The 17,120-nt window shown below is 65.6% G+C and carries 17 protein-coding genes; 6 read left to right on the top strand and 11 right to left on the bottom strand.

Annotated elements, in window-relative coordinates:
• Positions 1-2: 2 nt before the first annotated feature.
• From trmFO to IVB23_RS00450, 4 genes are all read left to right on the top strand, one after another.
• Positions 3-1,430 carry a methylenetetrahydrofolate--tRNA-(uracil(54)-C(5))-methyltransferase (FADH(2)-oxidizing) TrmFO gene (gene trmFO / locus IVB23_RS00465; protein WP_247802178.1) on the top strand — a complete coding sequence of 476 codons (1,428 nt, stop codon included), beginning with the start codon at positions 3-5 and terminating at the stop codon, positions 1,428-1,430.
• 7 nt (positions 1,431-1,437) lie between these two features.
• Complete coding sequence (locus IVB23_RS00460; RefSeq protein WP_061881780.1) at positions 1,438-2,532, top strand: serine/threonine protein kinase; 1,095 nt, start codon at positions 1,438-1,440, stop codon at positions 2,530-2,532.
• Positions 2,533-2,626: 94 nt separating this feature from the next.
• Positions 2,627-3,184, top strand: coding sequence for a CAP domain-containing protein (locus tag IVB23_RS00455; RefSeq protein WP_247802177.1), 558 nt, complete (start codon positions 2,627-2,629; stop codon positions 3,182-3,184).
• 77 nt (positions 3,185-3,261) lie between these two features.
• On the top strand, positions 3,262-4,440 hold the full coding sequence (locus IVB23_RS00450; RefSeq protein ID WP_247802176.1) for an aminotransferase class V-fold PLP-dependent enzyme: 1,179 nt from the start codon (positions 3,262-3,264) through the stop codon (positions 4,438-4,440).
• Positions 4,441-4,459: 19 nt separating this feature from the next.
• Here IVB23_RS00450 and IVB23_RS00445 read toward each other — a convergent pair whose 3' ends face one another.
• The 6 genes from IVB23_RS00445 to yajC are packed head-to-tail and all read right to left on the bottom strand — an operon-like array spanning position 4,460 to position 10,101.
• Entirely contained in the window at positions 4,460-5,701 is a 1,242-nt protein-coding gene (locus IVB23_RS00445; protein WP_247802175.1) for a threonine ammonia-lyase, read from the bottom strand.
• A gap of 45 nt (positions 5,702-5,746) precedes the next feature.
• On the bottom strand, positions 5,747-6,610 hold the full coding sequence (locus IVB23_RS00440) for a phytoene/squalene synthase family protein (protein WP_247802174.1): 864 nt from the start codon (positions 6,608-6,610) through the stop codon (positions 5,747-5,749).
• Complete coding sequence (locus IVB23_RS00435; protein ID WP_061881784.1) at positions 6,607-6,990, bottom strand: Mth938-like domain-containing protein; 384 nt, start codon at positions 6,988-6,990, stop codon at positions 6,607-6,609. The genes IVB23_RS00440 and IVB23_RS00435 overlap by 4 nt, the downstream gene beginning before the upstream one ends.
• Positions 6,991-7,050: 60 nt before the next feature.
• A complete protein-coding gene (gene secF / locus IVB23_RS00430) occupies positions 7,051-8,070 on the bottom strand; it encodes a protein translocase subunit SecF (RefSeq protein ID WP_247802173.1) in 1,020 nt (339 codons plus the stop codon).
• 10 nt (positions 8,071-8,080) lie between these two features.
• A complete protein-coding gene (secD, locus tag IVB23_RS00425; RefSeq protein ID WP_061881786.1) occupies positions 8,081-9,685 on the bottom strand; it encodes a protein translocase subunit SecD in 1,605 nt (534 codons plus the stop codon).
• 47 nt (positions 9,686-9,732) lie between these two features.
• On the bottom strand, positions 9,733-10,101 hold the full coding sequence (gene yajC / locus IVB23_RS00420; protein ID WP_028179502.1) for a preprotein translocase subunit YajC: 369 nt from the start codon (positions 10,099-10,101) through the stop codon (positions 9,733-9,735).
• Positions 10,102-10,283: 182 nt separating this feature from the next.
• Here yajC and IVB23_RS00415 point away from each other — a divergent pair, with 182 nt between their 5' ends.
• Positions 10,284-11,276 (top strand): ATP-binding protein, encoded by a 993-nt coding sequence (locus IVB23_RS00415; protein ID WP_247802172.1) that lies wholly within the window; start codon positions 10,284-10,286, stop codon positions 11,274-11,276.
• A gap of 159 nt (positions 11,277-11,435) precedes the next feature.
• Here IVB23_RS00415 and IVB23_RS00410 read toward each other — a convergent pair whose 3' ends face one another.
• Positions 11,436-12,824, bottom strand: coding sequence for a LysM peptidoglycan-binding domain-containing M23 family metallopeptidase (locus tag IVB23_RS00410; RefSeq protein WP_247802171.1), 1,389 nt, complete (start codon positions 12,822-12,824; stop codon positions 11,436-11,438).
• 108 nt (positions 12,825-12,932) lie between these two features.
• Positions 12,933-13,583: a protein-L-isoaspartate(D-aspartate) O-methyltransferase gene (locus IVB23_RS00405; protein ID WP_247802170.1), complete on the bottom strand. Its 651-nt coding sequence runs from the start codon at positions 13,581-13,583 to the stop codon at positions 12,933-12,935.
• A gap of 225 nt (positions 13,584-13,808) precedes the next feature.
• On the opposite strand from IVB23_RS00405, the gene IVB23_RS00400 reads away from it, so the two are divergent.
• Complete coding sequence (locus IVB23_RS00400; protein ID WP_061881864.1) at positions 13,809-14,180, top strand: response regulator; 372 nt, start codon at positions 13,809-13,811, stop codon at positions 14,178-14,180.
• A gap of 104 nt (positions 14,181-14,284) precedes the next feature.
• Here IVB23_RS00400 and surE read toward each other — a convergent pair whose 3' ends face one another.
• The 3 genes from surE to serS form a co-directional block, all read right to left on the bottom strand.
• Positions 14,285-15,052 carry a 5'/3'-nucleotidase SurE gene (gene surE, locus IVB23_RS00395; RefSeq protein WP_061881789.1) on the bottom strand — a complete coding sequence of 256 codons (768 nt, stop codon included), beginning with the start codon at positions 15,050-15,052 and terminating at the stop codon, positions 14,285-14,287.
• Between the two features lie 206 nt (positions 15,053-15,258).
• On the bottom strand, positions 15,259-15,621 hold the full coding sequence (locus tag IVB23_RS00390; protein ID WP_197966455.1) for a hypothetical protein: 363 nt from the start codon (positions 15,619-15,621) through the stop codon (positions 15,259-15,261).
• 120 nt (positions 15,622-15,741) lie between these two features.
• Positions 15,742-17,073 (bottom strand): serine--tRNA ligase, encoded by a 1,332-nt coding sequence (gene serS, locus IVB23_RS00385; RefSeq protein ID WP_247802169.1) that lies wholly within the window; start codon positions 17,071-17,073, stop codon positions 15,742-15,744.
• Positions 17,074-17,120: the final 47 nt, after the last annotated feature.

The raw sequence follows: 17,120 nt of genomic DNA, 5'->3' as shown, positions 1-17,120 counted from the left end.
CCATGACAGGACCCCAATCCAACATCGTCCACGTGATCGGCGCCGGCCTCGCCGGTTCTGAGGCTGCCTGGCAGGTGGCGAAATCCGGCGTGCCGGTGGTGCTGCACGAGATGCGGCCGACCCGCATGACCGAGGCGCACCGCACCGATGGGCTCGCCGAGCTCGTCTGCTCCAATTCGTTCCGATCGGACGACGCCGCCAACAACGCCGTCGGCCTCCTGCACGCGGAGATGCGCCGGCTCGACTCGCTGATCATGCGCGCGGCCGATGCCAACCAGGTGCCCGCCGGCGGCGCACTCGCGGTCGACCGCGACGGCTTCTCGGCGGCCGTTACCAAGGCGCTGAAAGATCATCCCCTGATCGAGATCGCCCGTGGCGAGGTCGCGGGCCTGCCGCCGGCCGACTGGAGCAACGTCATCATTGCCACCGGCCCGCTCACCTCCGCGCCGCTGGCCGACGCCATCCGCGAACTGACCGACGAGAACGCCCTCGCCTTCTTCGACGCCATCGCGCCGATCGTGCACCGCGAGTCCATCGATATGTCGGTGGCATGGTTCCAGTCGCGCTACGACAAGGTCGGCCCCGGCGGCAATGGAGCCGACTACATCAACTGCCCGATGACAAAGGAGCAGTATGACAGCTTCGTCGCCGCGCTGATGACCGGCGAGAAGACCGAATTCAAGGAATGGGAGACCAATACGCCCTATTTCGACGGCTGCCTGCCGATCGAAGTGATGGCGGAGCGCGGCCCCGAGACGCTGCGCCATGGTCCGATGAAGCCCGTCGGCCTCACCAATCCGCACGATCCCGCCACGAAGGCTTATGCGATCGTGCAGCTCCGTCAGGACAACAAGCTCGGCACGCTCTACAACATCGTCGGCTTCCAGACGAAATTGAAGTACGGCGAGCAGCAACGCATCTTCCGCACCATTCCCGGTCTCGAGAAGGCCGAGTTCGCCCGACTCGGCGGCCTGCATCGCAACACCTTCCTGAATTCGCCGAAGCTGCTCGACACCCAATTGCGGTTGCGGGCACAGAAGCGGCTGCGCTTTGCCGGCCAGATGACGGGCTGCGAGGGCTATGTGGAATCCGCCAGCGTCGGCTTGATCGCCGGTCTCTATGCGGCAGCGGACGCACGCGGCGGGATGCTTGTCAGTCCGCCGGGCACGACTGCGCTCGGATCGCTGCTCGGCCACATCACCGGCGGCCATATCGAGACCATCGAGCCGGGCACACGGTCGTTCCAGCCGATGAACGTCAATTTCGGCCTGTTCCCGCCGCTCGCAACGGTACCGACGAAGAAGCCCGACGGCACGCGATTGCGCGGCAACGAGAAGACGGTGGCCAAGAAACAGGCGCTGAGCGCACGGGCGCTCGCCGATCTCGATCGCTGGATCGCCGATCATCTTCGCATTGCCGCCGCCGCATGAGTCTTCGATGAGCCTCCCTAAAGACGACGCCGCAGAGCTGTCGGCGCGCTGGACCGAAGGCGTGCTGCTCAAGCGCGACGTGTTCTCGACCGTGGAGCGCGGCCGCTTCCGCGCCGAGAGCGGCGAGACCGACGCGGTGCTGCGCCGGCTCGACGAGGTGCCATGGTGGTCGTTTCTGCTGGCACGCCATCTGTTCGCCCGCGAGAAGCATGCACTGGTGCGCGCCAAAGGCCTCAACGTCGGTCCCGAGCTGCTGTGGGCCGGACGCCGCGCGCTGGTGCGCGGCTTCGTCGACGGCGTCGCGCTGCATCTGGCAAAGCCGCATGGCGATCTCGCCTATTTCCGCTCGGCCAAGGCCGCGCTGCGCCGGCTGCGCCGCGCCGGTATCTGCCACAACGATCTCGCCAAGGAGCAGAACTGGCTGGTCGGCCGCGACGGCCGCGCCTACGTGACCGATTTTCAGCTCGCCGCGTGCTTCAGCCGTCGCGGCCGGCTCTATCGCATCCTGGCCTATGAAGACCTGCGGCATCTTCTGAAGCACAAGCGCTCCTACGCGCCGGAGGCGCTAACGCCGCGGGAGCGGAAGATCCTGGCGAAGAAGTCGTTCGCCGCGCGCCTGTGGCTCGCCACCGGCAAGAAGGTCTATCGCGCCATCACCCGCGGCCTGTTCAACTTTACCGACCGCGAGGGCGGCGGCCGCCGGCTCGTCAACGACGCGCCGGTGCTCGCCGAGCTGATCCGCCGGAATCCTGCCGTGCGCGACACCGCCATCGTCGCCTTTGCCGACCGCCGCTCCGGCGTCGGGCTCTATGCCTTCGTCGAAGCCGATCAGGCCGCGCTCGAAGGCCAGCTCCGCAGCGAGCTTGCCGCCGCCAAGGGACCGAAGCCGCCCGAGCACATCCAGATCGTGCACGCCTTGCCGCGCAACGCGAGCGGCGCGCCGCGCACCGAGGTTCTGCAACTGGTCGCCATGAACCAGCTCGACCTGATCGAGCCGATGATGAAGAACGAGCAGGACCGCGCCTTCCTCAAGGATATCCTGGAGCAGCGCAAGAACCTGCGCGACCGCTTCAATTTCGAGGCGAAGCTGCCGGCGGGTTAGTATTGCGGCGTGCCTTGAAGCGTCCACATTGGCGATAGAGAAACGCTTGGATGGCGCAGGGCTGGCAAAGCTCATGGGCACTCGGGGGAGGATGATGCATCGTGTGATTGGCGGGATGATGGCCGGCCTTCTGCTGCTGGCAGGCGCGCCCGCGATGGCCGACTCGCCGGCCGAGCTGATCTCGAGCTTCCGTCTCAAGCACGGCGAGGTCCGCGTCGTTCGCGACGCCACCCTCGACCGCATTGCCATGGATCAGGCCCGCGCGATGGCGGCGAAGGACGACCTCAGTCATGATGCGCTCGGGCCCTTCAACCGCCGCGTCGCGCCGGCGGGCGCGGGCCGCGCCGCCGAGAACATCGCCTACGGCTACGACAATTTCGAGAAGACGCTGGGACAGTGGATCGACTCGTCCGGGCACCGCAAGAACCTGCTGCTGCACAACGCCTCCCGCGTCGGCATCGCCAGCGCCAAGAATGCCAGCGGCAAGCGCACCTATTGGGCCATGGTGATCGCCGGCGATTACGAGCCGAAGGGCAAGGGTAAGGGCAAGAAGGACAAGGAGCCGCTGGTTGCCGTGAAGCGCGAGGCGGCGCCCGCAACCAAACCCAAATCCAGCACCTGCACCATCAAGCTGCTCAGCCTCTGCATCTGAGCAAGACTGCGCCGTCTTGCTCGCAGTCCTCGACGCGTCTAATTCATGCATGAAGATCGCGAGAAGCGGAGGCGCAAGTGATTGACCTCGACCGGATACGCGCCGACACGCCTGCCGCCTCCCGGCTCGCATACCTGCACAATGCGGGTGCGGCTCTGATGCCGGCGCCGGTCGTCGCGGCGGTGAAGGGACATATCGACCTGGAAAGCGAGATTGGCGGCTATGCCGCCGCCGACCGTGAGTCCGATCGGCTCGACGCGGTCTATGGCTCGGTCGCGCGCCTGCTGAATGCCGCCCCAGACGAGATCGCCCTCGTGGAGAACGCGACGGTTGCCTGGCAGATGGCGTTCTATTCGCTTCCGTTTCGCCAGGGCGACCGGATCCTGACCGCCGAAGCGGAATACGCCGCCAACTATGTCGCCTTCCTCCAGGTCGCCAAGCGCACCGGCGCGATCATCGACGTGGTGCCGAGCGATGCCAGCGGCGAGCTCGACCTGCACGCGCTGGAGCGCATGATCGACCGACGCGTGAAGCTGATCGCCATCACCTGGGTTCCGACCAATGGCGGGCTGGTCAATCCGGCAGAGGCAATCGGCAGGATCGTGCGGGCGCATGGCATTCCCTATCTGCTCGACGCCTGCCAGGCGGTCGGGCAGATGGCGGTCGACGTCGAAGCCATCGGCTGCGACATGCTGTCGGCCACGGGCCGCAAATTCCTGCGCGGCCCGCGCGGCACCGGCTTTCTCTACGTCCGCCGCGCACTGCTGCAGCAGCTCGAGCCGCCGATGATCGACCATTTTGCAGCACCCTGGGTCTCTCGCGATGAATATCGGCTCCGCGACGATGCGCGCCGGTTCGAGACCTGGGAGAATAATTATGCGGCCCGGCTCGGGCTCGGCGCTGCCGTTGACTATGCACTCGATATCGGCATGGGTCCCATCGAGCAGCGCTGCCGTCTGCTGGCGGACCGCCTTCGGGGCGGCCTTGCGTCGGTCCGCGGCCTCGCCATTCGCGACCTCGGCCGCGCGCCGGGCGCCATCGTCAGCTTCACGATGAACGGGTATGAGGCGGACGCCATCGTGGGCAGCGCTGCCGCCGCCGGCATCACGATCGGCGCGTCGGATCCAGCAAGTACCCGCATCGATGCCGAGCTCCGCTCGCTGCCGCCGCTCGTGCGGGCATCGCCGCACTATTACAACACCGAAGCCGAGGTCGATCGGCTGATCGGTCACCTCGTGGCTCTGGCGTCGCGGTAGCGGCATGCCCGCGCACCGCTCAGGTGCAGCGCGCGCTCAGTCCGGATGCGCTCAGTCTCGCCATCACCTCGTCGAGATGCGCGCTGTCGCGGGTCTCGATGACCAGCTGCAGCAGCGTCGCCTTGGCCGGAAGATCTGAGAAGGTCCGCTGATGCGAGACCTCGATGATGTTGGCGCCGGCTTCGGCCAGCAGCGCGGCCACGGCGGCAAGCTGCCCGGGGCGATCAGGAATATCGAGCGACAACTGCGTCAGCCGCCCCTCGCGCGCCAGCTCTCGGGTGAGGACGGAGGCAATCAGCCGCGTATCGATGTTGCCCCCGCTCAGCACCAGGCCGACCTTTTGGCCGGCAAAACGGGACGGATCGGACATCAGCGCGGCGAGGCCCGCGGCGCCGGCACCCTCGACCACGGTCTTCTCGATCGAGATCAGGGTGGCGACCGCGCGTTCGAGCTCGGCTTCGCTGACCAGCGCTATGTCGTCGACGAGGCGGCGCACGATTTCGGTGGTGATCTTGCCCGGCGATTTCACCGCAATGCCCTCGGCGAGCGTGTCGCCGCGCGCCGGCAGATTGCCGTCATGGATGGCGTTGTACATCGAGGGATAGAGCCAGGCCTCGACGCCCAATATCCGCAGCGACGGCTTGATCGATTTCGCGGCAATGGCGATACCGCTGATCAACCCGCCGCCGCCGATCGGAACGACCAGCGTGTCGAGATTCGGTACCGCCTTCAGCATTTCCAGCCCGATCGTGCCCTGCCCCGCGATGACAAGCGGATCGTCATATGGGTGGACGAAGATCATGCCGCGCGCTTCACCCTGGCTGCGCGCAAAGGCGGCCGCCTCTTCCAGCGTCGCGCCCGTGACCACCACCTCGGCGCCGTGATGCCTGGTGTTCTCGATCTTCACCATGGGCGTGCCGATCGGCATCACGATGGTGGCGGGAATGCCGAGCCGCTTGGCGTGGTAGGCGACGCCTTGCGCGTGGTTGCCCGCGGACATTGCGATCACGCCCCGCACGCGCTCTTCCGGCGTCAGCGCGGTGAGCCGGTTGAGCGCGCCGCGCTCCTTGAACGAGGAGGTGAACTGGAGGTTTTCGAATTTCAGCCAGATGTCGCAGCCGCAGATGCTGCTCAGTGTTCGGCTATGGCTGCAGGGCGTCTCGACGACGGCGCCGCGGATGGTCTCGGCGGCCGCAAGAATGTCGCTTGGTGCGACCGGAAAGCCGCTGAGATCGGACGTGCTTCGGGATAAGTCAGCCATAGGACAGCATAGAGCATTTAGCGGGCTCAGGCGATAAGCCAGCCGCTATTTGGTAAATTCACGCGATCGCGAGGCGCGCCACAATGTCCAGAGCGTGCGCAGCCGCGACGACGGCTGCAGCGTAAACGGGTTGCGTCCCGGACGCGACAGGCGCTCGAGATCGGCCTGCGCCTGGCTCAGCGGCAGAAACGCCGGCCGCGTCGACGGTGCCACCTGTGCCAGCAGCGACGAAGCCGTCGTCAGATGCTGGCGGGCTTCACCCGCAAGCTGCTCCAGCACCGCATGGAGATTGGGTGTCTCCTTGCCGGCGAAGACATCCTCGATGCTGCAATTGTGTCTCTCCATCAGCTGCTGCGGCAGGAACAATTGCCGGTGCGCGGCGTCGCGCGGCAAGTTGGCGATGACCTGCACGATGCCCTGCGCCAGCCCGGCATGGCGGGCGAGATGATCGACCGCCTCCGACGGAGGTCCCAAAACCTGCGCCGCCAGACCGAACAGCGCCGATGAGGTCGCGGCCAGATAGCCTTCCAGCGCGGCCATGGTCGGCATCGGGTCGTTGTAGAGATCGAACTGGTGCTCGTCGGCAAGCAGCGACAGCGGCTCGACCGGAAGATTGAAATCACGGATCGCGCGGAGCAGCTCGGCCGCCACCGGATTGCCCTCGGCGCTGCCATGGACATGGCCTGACAGCATATCGGTCCACCATTGCAGGCGGATTTCGCCCGGCAAAGGCTGGCTCACCTGGTCGCGGACGCGGACGATCTCGACGTTGAAGGCATACAGGGCCAGCAACGCACGGCGCTCGGCGACCGGCGCGAACAGGGTCGCGGCGTAGCGTGGAAAGTCATGGCTGCGCACCAGCTCGGCGCAGAAGGCAACGGAATCGGGCGGCGGCGCAGGGCTGCTCATGGCACGGCGATCAGCGCAGCGGCAACCCGCCGCCGTTCGCCGATCATGATGTTGTAGGTGCGTACGGCGGGTCCGGTCTGCATCGTGTCCAGCACCACCCTCACCGCCTTGAGCGCCTGACGCAGCTCCGGCGGCGGCAGCCAGAGCCCGGTTCCGGTGCCGACCAGGAGCGTGTCGATGCTGTTGGCGGCCGTGAAGACGCGATCCAGCGAATAGCGATCGATCTTCTGGGGGTCCGTCACGTCCCAGGCCCAGATCGCGTCCGGCAGGCAGAGCAGCGAGCCCCGATGCGACATGCCGGCAAAGGCAAAGCCGCCCTTGCCATAGGCATCGATCGGCGCCGAGCGCGGGAAATGCGGAGCATTGGGATCGCCGGCCATGAGCTTCGTCCGAATGGGCTTACTGCCCTCGCAAACTCCTGCGAGGGCACGAGGTTCGGATCATGCCTTGTTTTTCTTCGCCGGCGTAGCCGTATCGGGCGCATCTTCGCGATGCTCGCCGACGCCGAGGTAGATCAGGATCGGGGCCGCGATGAAGATCGAGGTGTAGGTGCCGACCAGCACCACGCCGAACATCATCACTGCGGTAAAGCTGTGGATCGCGTGTCCGCCGAACAACAGCAGCGCAAGCAGCGCCAGCGTCACCGTGAAGTGAGTGATGATCGAGCGCGAGAGTGTCGAGTTGATGGACTCGTTGAGAAGCTGCGGCATCGGCATCTTCTTGTAGCGCCGCAGCATTTCACGGATACGATCGTAGATGACGACGGTGTCGTTGAGCGAATAGCCCAGGATCGTCAGCAGTGCGGCGATGCTGGTCAGGTCGAAATCGACCTGGCTGATCGACATGAAGCCGATGGTCAGCACGATGTCATGCACGTTCGCGATCATGGCGCCGAGCGCGAACTGCCATTCGAAGCGGAACCAGAGATAGATCAAGATGCCCAGGATCGCGAGCATCAGGCCGAGCATGCCGTAGGCCAGCAATTCGCCTGAGACGCGCGGGCCGACCACCTCGACGCGGCGGTATTCGACGGAATCGTCAAGCGCGGCGCGAACCTTCTGCACGGCCTCCTGCTGGGCGGCGTCGCCGCCCGGCTGCTCCGCGACGCGGATCAGGACGTTCTCGGGTCCGCCAAACTGCTGCAGCTGGACTTCGCCAAGACGCAAGCCATCCAGCGTCGTGCGCATCGCCGCGATGTCGGCGGCGCCGGATTTGGCCCGCACTTCGAGCAGCGTGCCTCCCTTGAAATCGATGCCGAAATTCAGGCCATGGGTGAAGAACAGCGTGATCGCGACGATCGACAGCGCCGCCGAGATCGGGAAGCTGATGCGGCGGAAGCGCGTGAAGTCGAAATGCGTATCGTCGGGGACGATGCGCAGCGACGGCAGCCAGCCGAACACCGAGACCACGGTGAGAATGGCAATGAGGACGCCGAGCCCGATGAGAACGGTGTGAGTCACGATCAGGCTCCTAGATCGGCACGCTCTGCGGCCGCTTCCACCGCACCCACCAGGCGACGATCAGCCGGGTCATGGTGAAGGCGGTGAACACCGTGGTGATGATGCCGATTCCGAGCGTCACGGCAAAGCCGCGCACTGGGCCGGTGCCGATGTAGAACAGCACCGCGGCGGCAATGAAGGTGGTGATGTTGGAATCGAGGATGGTCGCGAGCGCCCGCTTGAAGCCGGCGTCGATGGCCGAGATCGCGTTGCGGCCGCCGCGCAGCTCCTCGCGGATGCGCTCGTAGATCAGCACGTTGGAGTCGACCGCGATGCCGACAGTGAGCACGATGCCGGCGATGCCGGGCAAGGTCAGCGTGGCATTGAGCAGCGACAGCAGGCCGAAGATCATCGCGACGTTGATCGCCACCGCGATGTTGGCGAACACGCCGAACAGACGGTAGGTCAGCAGCATGAAGACGATGACGAGGATCGAGCCGACATAGGCCGCAAGCTCGCCCTTCTCGATCGAATCCTGGCCGAGGCCCGGACCGACGGTGCGCTCCTCGACCACCGTGAGCGGCGCCGGCAGCGCGCCGGCGCGCAGGAGGATCGCGAGATCGTTGGCCGATTGCACCGTGAAATTGCCGGAGATCTGGCCCTGACCGCCGGTGATCGGCTCGCGGATCACGGGCGCCGAGATCACCTTGTTGTCGAGCACGATCGCGAAGGGCAGTCCGACGTTCTCCGTCGTGGCCTGCGAAAACTTGCGCGCGCCCGAGGAGTTGAACTTGAAGCTGACGACCGGCTCGCCGGTGCGCTGGTCGAAACTCGCCTGGGCGTCGGTCAGGTCGCCGCCGGCGACGAGCACCTGCTTCTTGACCACGTAGGGCGTGGGCGGCGGCGATGCGCTCATCAACAGCTCGGATTCCGGCGGCAACCGGCCCTGCTGCGCCTGGTCCGGCGGCACGGAGGTGTCGACCATGCGGAATTCCATCTTCGCGGTCTTGCCCAGCAGTTCCTTGAGGCGCGTCGGGTCCTGAAGACCCGGGACCTGCACCAGGATGCGGTCATTGCCCTGGCGCTGGATCACGGGCTCGACGGTGCCGAGCTCGTTGACGCGGCGTTCGACGATCTGGATCGACTGCTCGATGGTCTTGCGCATGCGGTCGAGCATCGCGGCCTGCGGGATGCTCAGGCGAATCACACCACCGCCGGCATCAGCCACCTCAAGGTCGCGCTGACCGCTGGATCCCATCAGGCCGCCCAGCGGCTGGGACAGCTCCCGCAGCTTGGCGAGTGCAGCCTGCGCATCGGCTTCCTTGGTGATCCGAACCTCGACCGCGTCGTTGCGCACGGTGACGCCGCCGGTGAAGCCGATCTTGGCATCGCGCAGCGTCCGGCGAACGTCGTCGCGGACCTGGTCGAGCCGCTCCTTCTTCACGTAGTTGGAATCGACCTCGAGCAGCAGATAGGAGCCGCCCTGGAGGTCGAGGCCGAGCACGAGCCGGCGCTGCGCCCAGGCGGGCCAGGTCTTGACCTGCTCCTCGGGGAAGAAGTTGGGGATCGCGCAGAGGCACACGATCAGCGCCGTCAGGATAATCCCCAGCGCCTTCCACCGCGTGAAATACAACATCGACTGGACCTGTCAGATCAGGAGACTTGAGAGACTCGCGCGAGCGCTCACTTCGCCGCGGTGTCGTCCTTGGCGCTATCCTTCGAGCTTTCTTTCGCCGGCTCGCCCTTGGCTCGCACGCCGGAGATCATCTGGCGCATCTGCCGCACGCGCACGCCGTCGGAAATCTCGAACTCGATCTGGTCGTCGTCGACGACCTTGGTGACCTTGCCGACGAGGCCGCCCGAGGTCACGACGGTGTCGCCGCGGCGGATGTTCTTCACGAGCTCGGCGTGGTCGCGGACCTTCTTCTGCTGCGGACGCAGAATCAGGAAGTACATGATCACGAAGATCAGGGCGAACGGCAGCAGCGACATCAACATGCTGTTGGTGTCGCCGGCGCCCGCGGCCTGGGCATACGCAGGGGTAATCAGCATTCGGACGATCCTCGTGAGAACGGGGGAAAGCCGGTCAGGCCCTCGAGGGCGACCGGTTCGGTCAAATTCGCGCGGACTATAGCGGCCATTGCCCCAATTGCAACGCTGCCAGACCGCCCTTTTGCGCCACCTTGCGGCGCGCCGTCAGGCCCGATAAGGCTGCGTTCTCAGGAACTTCGGACATGCCCAAAAACCTTAGCAAAAGCCCGGCCGGCAAAGGCCCCCGCACCCCTGCCAGGAAGCCCGCCCGCGTCGCGGCAAAACGCCCCACGGCAGCCTCCAAAGCCATAGCCAAGGCAGCCCCAGACCTTTCCCAGGAGCGCATCGTGCGCGCGCTGGAGACGATCGCGGCGCACCTCTCCGCCCAGGGCATGCCGGCCGCCGAGGCCGAGTCGTTCGAGCGCGCGGACGCCTATGTCTGGCATCCCGACGGGCGCCTCGCGGCCGTGCCCCGCGTCAGCCGCGTCGAGCTGTTCCTGCTGCAGGGCGTCGACCGGATGCGCGACATCCTGATGGAGAACACCGAGCGCTTCGCCAATGGCCTGCCGGCCAATAACGCCCTGCTCTGGGGTGCGCGCGGCATGGGCAAGTCGTCGCTGGTGAAGGCAGCGCATGCCAGCATCAACGCGGAGCGCAAACCGGCCGACAAGCTGAAACTGATCGAGATCCACCGCGAGGACATCGAGAGCCTCCCCGCGCTGATGGAGCAGCTGCGGGCCTCGTCCTTCCGCTTCATCGTGTTCTGCGACGATCTCTCCTTCGACGGCAACGATGCCTCCTACAAGTCGCTCAAGGCCGTGCTCGAAGGCGGCATCGAGGGCCGGCCCGAGAACGTCATTCTCTACGCCACCTCGAACCGCCGCCACCTGCTGGCGCGCGAGATGATCGAGAACGAGCGCTCGACCGCGATCAATCCGGGCGAGGCGGTCGAGGAGAAGGTGTCGCTGTCGGATCGCTTCGGCCTCTGGCTCGGCTTTCACCGCTGCAGCCAGGACGAATATCTCGCCATGGTGCGCGGCTATTGCAGCCATTTCGGCATCAGGATCGATGACGAAGCGCTGGAGCGCGAGGCGCTGGAATGGTCGACGACGCGCGGCTCGCGCTCGGGCCGGGTCGCCTGGCAGTTCGTGCAGGAGCTGGCGGGACGGCTGGGTGTGAAGCTGACGGCGAAGTAGCGCGAGCTGTTACCCCGAATTCAACTGTCATCGCCCGGTCAAGAAAGCGGGCGATCCGGTACGCCGCGGCTTATCGGCTCAATAAATTACCGTCTCTGAAATACCGGTCGCCCGGTCGAGCCGGGCGACGACGCCGTTCGTGCGGAGGCTGCGGAGGCCTCACGCCCCGTTCAGAAATTGAAGCGGGTCAACCGGGCTGGATCCCTTGCGGATCTCGAAGTGGAGCTGCGGCGACGCCACCTCCCCGGATTGACCCGACTTGGCAATGACCTGGCCGCGCTTGATGGTGTCTCCGCGCTTCACCAACAGCTCACTCGCATGGGCATATGCGGTGACGTAGCCATTGGAGTGCCGAACCAGGACCAGATTGCCGTAACCTTTCAGCTCGTTGCCGGAATAGGCGACGACGCCGTCTTCGGCCGCCTTCACGGGCGTCCCTTCGGGCACCGCGAGATTGATGCCGTCATTGGCTTTGCCATTGGTCTTGGCGCCGTAGCTCGTGACCACCTTGCCGCGGACGGGCCAGCGGAAGGTCGGCAGCGCACCGGTGGCCTCCGCGGCCTTCGCCGGCGTCTCGGCGGGTTTCTCTTCGACATTGGCCGTGGCCTGGGCCAGGCGCGCGCTCTGCACCGGCGTGGCCGCCGCCATCTTGGTGACAGGCGCGGGAGCGGCCGCTACGGGCTGGAGCGTTCCGGCCACCGGAGCAGCCCCGACCGGAGCCGCAGCAACCGGCGCCGCGACGGCCGCAGTCTTCGCGCCGGGCACGGTCAGCTTGGTGCCGAGCTTGAGTTTGGCCGACGGATCGAGGCCGTTTGCACGGGCGAGTTCAGCCGCCGAGATACGATTCTTCCGCGCAATGCTGGCGAGCGTGTCGCCGCGATTGACGAAATGGGTGCTCGACGGCGCAGCCATGGCCGCAACCGGCTTGGCCGCGGGCGCTGCCGCAACGGGCACCATCGCCGGCGCGGGCACCGGCGCAGCGGCCGTCGCCGGATGCGGAATGATCAGCTGCTGGCCCGGCGAGAGCGCGCGCGGCCCCTTGTAGCCGTTGGCGGCAAGGATCGCCTGCGGCGTGACGCGATAGCGCTTCGCCAAGACGTCCAGCGTGTCGCTGGTACCGACGATGATCTTGGTCCCGCCGGTCGGCTGGGCGGCCGCAACCGAGCGCGGCGGCACGGTGGCCGTGGTCTCGAGACGCGGCTGCGCCGGAGGCGCATAGGAGCCGACGCCGCGTCCGCCACCGGACACTCCCCCACCCGACGCGACCGGATAGGATTGCGGCGCGGACACTGCCGGCGCCGGCAAGGGCTGCGACTGATAATAGCCGGGTTGCGTCTGCGGCCGCGCATATTGCGGCAGCTCACGTTGCGGCGGCGGTGCCTGCTGCACCGATCCCGTGGATTCCGAGGCGAAGGGATTGGAGAAATTCGTCTGGGACAGACGCGACGACATGTCGGCGCTGCACCCTGCAAAGCTGAAGGAGATCAGCGCCAGCGCCGCGACCTGCGGCACGCGGCGCGAGTAAAGCAACTCGGCGACAGCGGACATGGTTACTCACTCGTACGCAACAGAACTGGTCTTTTAAGTAAACACCTGCCGAGTAAATAACGGCTTAACCCTCCCAATAAGGTGTTGGCGGCACAGCCGATCCGGGTTCTACAGTTCCCGCGCCACCCCGGGCAGTGCCGGTACGAAGCGGACCTCGACGAGTTCCCTCCGCTCGATTCCGGCCTCGCTGCGGGTCAGGCGGGTCAGCGTCTGCACGCCCTGATGCGGGCCGACCGGGGCGATCAGGACGCCTCCGACCTCCAGCCGCTCGATCAGGTTGTCCGGAATCTGCTCCAGCGCGGCGGTGACGATGATGCGATCGAACGGACCGATATTGGGAGGCAGATTGAGGCCGTCGCCGAGCATCACCTCGACATTGTGACAATCGAGCTTTTCGAGTCGGGCGCGTGCCGTGTCGGCGAGCTTGCGATAGCGTTCGACGGTCAGCACCTGGCCAGCAAGCCGCGACAGCACGGCGGCCTGGTAGCCAGACCCGGTGCCGATTTCGAGCACCCGGTGCTGCTTCTTGAGCTGGAGCTGCTCGGTCATGTAGGCGACGACGAAGGGCTGGCTGATGGTCTGCCCGCAGGCGATCGGCAGCGCGCTGTCACGATAGGCGCCGTCGCGATCGGCGTCCTCGACGAAAAGCTCGCGCGGCACTTCCTCCATGGTCCTCAGCACGGCCTGATCGCTGATGCCCCGACGCCTCAGCGTCAGCTGAAACATCATCTTTTCCGGCGGGTGCTGATGGGACGTCATAGCTGCTGTTGCTCATCTCGTCTGGCGCATCGCGTTGCACCGCAAGAACCCGAGACGAGAATCTTGTTCCGGCTCAGGAACTCATGATAGCCTTTCGGCGCAGCATTTGACCACAACCGGGCTTTCAAAGCGCTAAGCCGTTTGCGGGTTTGCGTTCGCCGAAACGCGCATTGCGCCCCCTATCGTTATCTGCGAACGTTCACGAAAATGGACAAGGACTCACCAATGACTGCGACAGGGCTTTCGGGCCGCTCTGTTTTCCTCGTCGAAGACGAGGTCATGATCAGAATGATGGTCGCGGACATGCTGGAGGAGCTCGGCTACAAGGTTGCCGCCGAAGCGGGCGACATCACCGAAGCCATGCGGCTTGCGCAATCCACCGAGTTCGACCTCGCCATTCTGGACGTCAACGTCAACGGCAAGGTCATCTCGCCAGTGGCCGACGTCATCATGGCGAAGGGCCGCCCATTCATCTTCGCCACCGGTTACGGCTCTTCCGGCCTGCCCGAGCAATACCGCGACCGGCCGTCGCTGCAAAAGCCGTTTCAGCTCGATGCGCTCGGCAGAACCATCGAAGCCGCGCTTCGCGGCGGCTAGAGGGTTTTCGAGCGAAGTCGACGCCGGTTCGCGTCACGAAAACGCGTCGAAACAGGAATCCAGAGCCCCGTTCCGATTCCATCGGAACGGCAAGGGATCGAGCCCTATTTCAGCGTGAGGCTCAGCTCTTCCGAAAATGCCTCGTTGGTGCGATCGAGCCTGAGCGGCGTGACGGAAACGTAGCGCTCGCGCAACGCCGCGAGATCGGTGCCGTCGGCGGGCGTATCCATCATCGCGGTGCGCTCGAAGCCGATCCAGAAATAGGGATTGCCGCGGCCATCGCTGCGCTCGTCGATCTTGAGGAAGCCGAGATTGCGCTTGCCCTGGCGCGTGACGCGGACGCCCAGCACATCCTCCGGCGCACAGGACGGGAAATTGACGTTGATGACGGTGTCTTTGGGAACGCCGGCAGCGATCACCTTGCGCAGGATGTCGGGCCCGAATTTGCGCGCGGTGTCCCACGGCGGCCGTTCACGGGTCTCGACACTGAATTCCTGCGACAGTGCGAATGACGGCAGCCCCAGGATGGTGCCCTCCAGCGCGCCGGCAATGGTGCCGGAATAGACCACGTCCTCGGCGACGTTGCGGCCCTTGTTGACGCCGGACAGCACGACATCAGGCAGCTTGGCACCCAGGATATGGCGGGCCCCCATGATGACGCAGTCCGTCGGTGTGCCGCGCACGGCAAAGTGCCGCGGGCCGACCTCGCGCAGGCGCAAGGGATCGTTCAGCGACAGCGAATGCGACACGCCGGACTGGTCGAGCTCGGGCGCCACCACCCAGACGTCGTCCGACAAGGCGCGCGCGATCTCCTCCACGACCTTGAGGCCGGGAGCATGGATGCCGTCGTCATTGGTGCAGAGAATGCGCATGCGCGAGGTCGATTCCGAAAACCGTTTGATCTGTCATATCCGGCCGCAGCCCATCAGGCAAACCGGCTGATCAGGGCCCGGCAGCAGGTTCCCGGCCTGGTCCCGCTAGAGCATGATCCGGAAAAGTGTAAAGCGGTTTTCCGAAAAGATCATGCTCAATCAAAGACCTAAAGCGCGATGACGATTCATCCAAATCTCATCGCGCTTTAGCGGCGAATGCGCCATTGCGGCAGGAAACGCGCGAGCCGGCCCTCCGCTCGCAGTTGCATCGCCGGCACGACCGGATTCAGGACGGGAGCCTCGATCACACCGAGCGCCTCCAGCTGCGCGACGAACGGGTCAGGTGTCGGCGCCTGCGGAAACCGTTCGCGTGCCACCGTCAGCGCTTTGTCGAAATCCGCAGCATTCACTCCGGGCTTGGCTCGTCGGCTCTGCACGAGATCGTCGTCCCAGAGCCGCGCGATATCGATGTCAAGCACGCCGCGAAGACGCTGATCGATGGCCTGGATCCCGGCACCTGTCACCGCCCATTGTCTGCCGATCCAGAAGATGTCGCGGTGCAAGGGCATGAAGGGTGGGGTCGCGTTGAGGGGCCGGCAGGATAGCCGGCCGTCCGATCTTCGCAACGCGATTCTCGTCATGCCGCGTTTTCTTGACGCGAACCGGTATCCACTTCGCTCGCAAACGCTTTAGTCGCGCGCGATCACCTTCAGCCCGCCCATATAGGGCTGGAGCACGCTGGGGACCGCAATCGAGCCGTCCTCCTGCTGATAAGTCTCCATCACCGCAATCAGCGCGCGGCCGACTGCGGTGCCGGAGCCGTTCAGCGTGTGCACGAAGCGCGGCTTGCCGTCCGGCCCACGCGAGCGCGCATCCATGCGCCGCGCCTGGAAGTCGCCGCAGACGGAGCAGCTTGAGATCTCGCGGAACATGCCGCCATCGCCCTGTCCGGGCATCCAGACCTCGATGTCATAGGTTTTCTGCGACGAGAAGCCCATATCTCCTGCGCACAGCGTCATGACGCGATAATGCAGGTCGAGCTTCTGCAACACCTGCTCGGCGCAGGACAGCATCCGCTCCAGCTCATCCTTGCTGGTTTCCGGCGCGGTGATCGAGACCAGCTCGACCTTGGTGAACTGGTGCTGGCGGATCATGCCGCGCGTGTCGCGCCCGGCCGCGCCCGCCTCGGCACGGAAACACGGCGTCAGCGCGGTGAGCCGCATCGGCAATTGCTTCTCGTCGAGAATGGATTCGCGCGCGAGATTGGTGAGCGACACCTCGGCGGTGGGGATCAGGCCGAGGCGCTCGGTCTTCAACCGCTCAAGGTCGGGCGAGGCGAGCAGTTCGCCCTTGATCGCCCAGAACTGGTCGTCTTCGAATTTCGGCAGTTGCCCGGTGCCGAACATCACCTCGTTGCGCACCAGGAGCGGCGGATTGATCTCGGTGTAGCCATGCTCGGTCGTGTGCAGATCGAGCATGAACTGGCCGATGGCGCGTTCGAGCCGCGCCAGCCCCTTCTTCAGCACGACGAAGCGAGCGCCGGAGAGTTTGGCCGCCGCCTCGAAATCCATATAGCCGAGCGCGATGCCGAGATCGTCATGCAGTTTTGGCGCGAAGCTGTAGTTGCGCTTGTTGCCGAACACGTGGTGCTGGACGTTGCCGTGCTCGTCGACGCCGTCAGGCACTTCGTCGAACGGAATGTTCGGAATCGCCGACAGCTCTTTTGTCAGCTCCTCGTCGGCTGCCTTGGCGGCGGCTTCGAGCTGCGGCATCGTGGTCTTGAGCTCGGCGACCTCGGCCATCAGCTTGGCGGCGCGCGCCTCGTCCTTGGCCTTCTTGGCATCGCCGATCTCCTTCGAAGCCGCATTGCGCCGCGCCTGCGCCTGCTCGGAGGCGAGGATCGCCGCACGCCGCCTCTCGTCGATCGCCAGCAGCGAGGCCGACATCGGCTTCAAACCGCGCCGTGCGAGGCCGGCGTCGAAGGCTTGCGGATTGTCGCGGATCGATTTGATGTCGTGCATGGCCGTGGTCCTGGATCAGCGCGCAAATAGTCAACGTTTATGCTGAC

The organism is Bradyrhizobium sp. 191 (assembly GCF_023100985.1).
GTDB classification, from domain to species: domain Bacteria; phylum Pseudomonadota; class Alphaproteobacteria; order Rhizobiales; family Xanthobacteraceae; genus Bradyrhizobium; species Bradyrhizobium diversitatis.
Note: the sequence above shows the minus strand (reverse complement) of the source record. Positions and strands in the feature narration are given on the sequence as shown.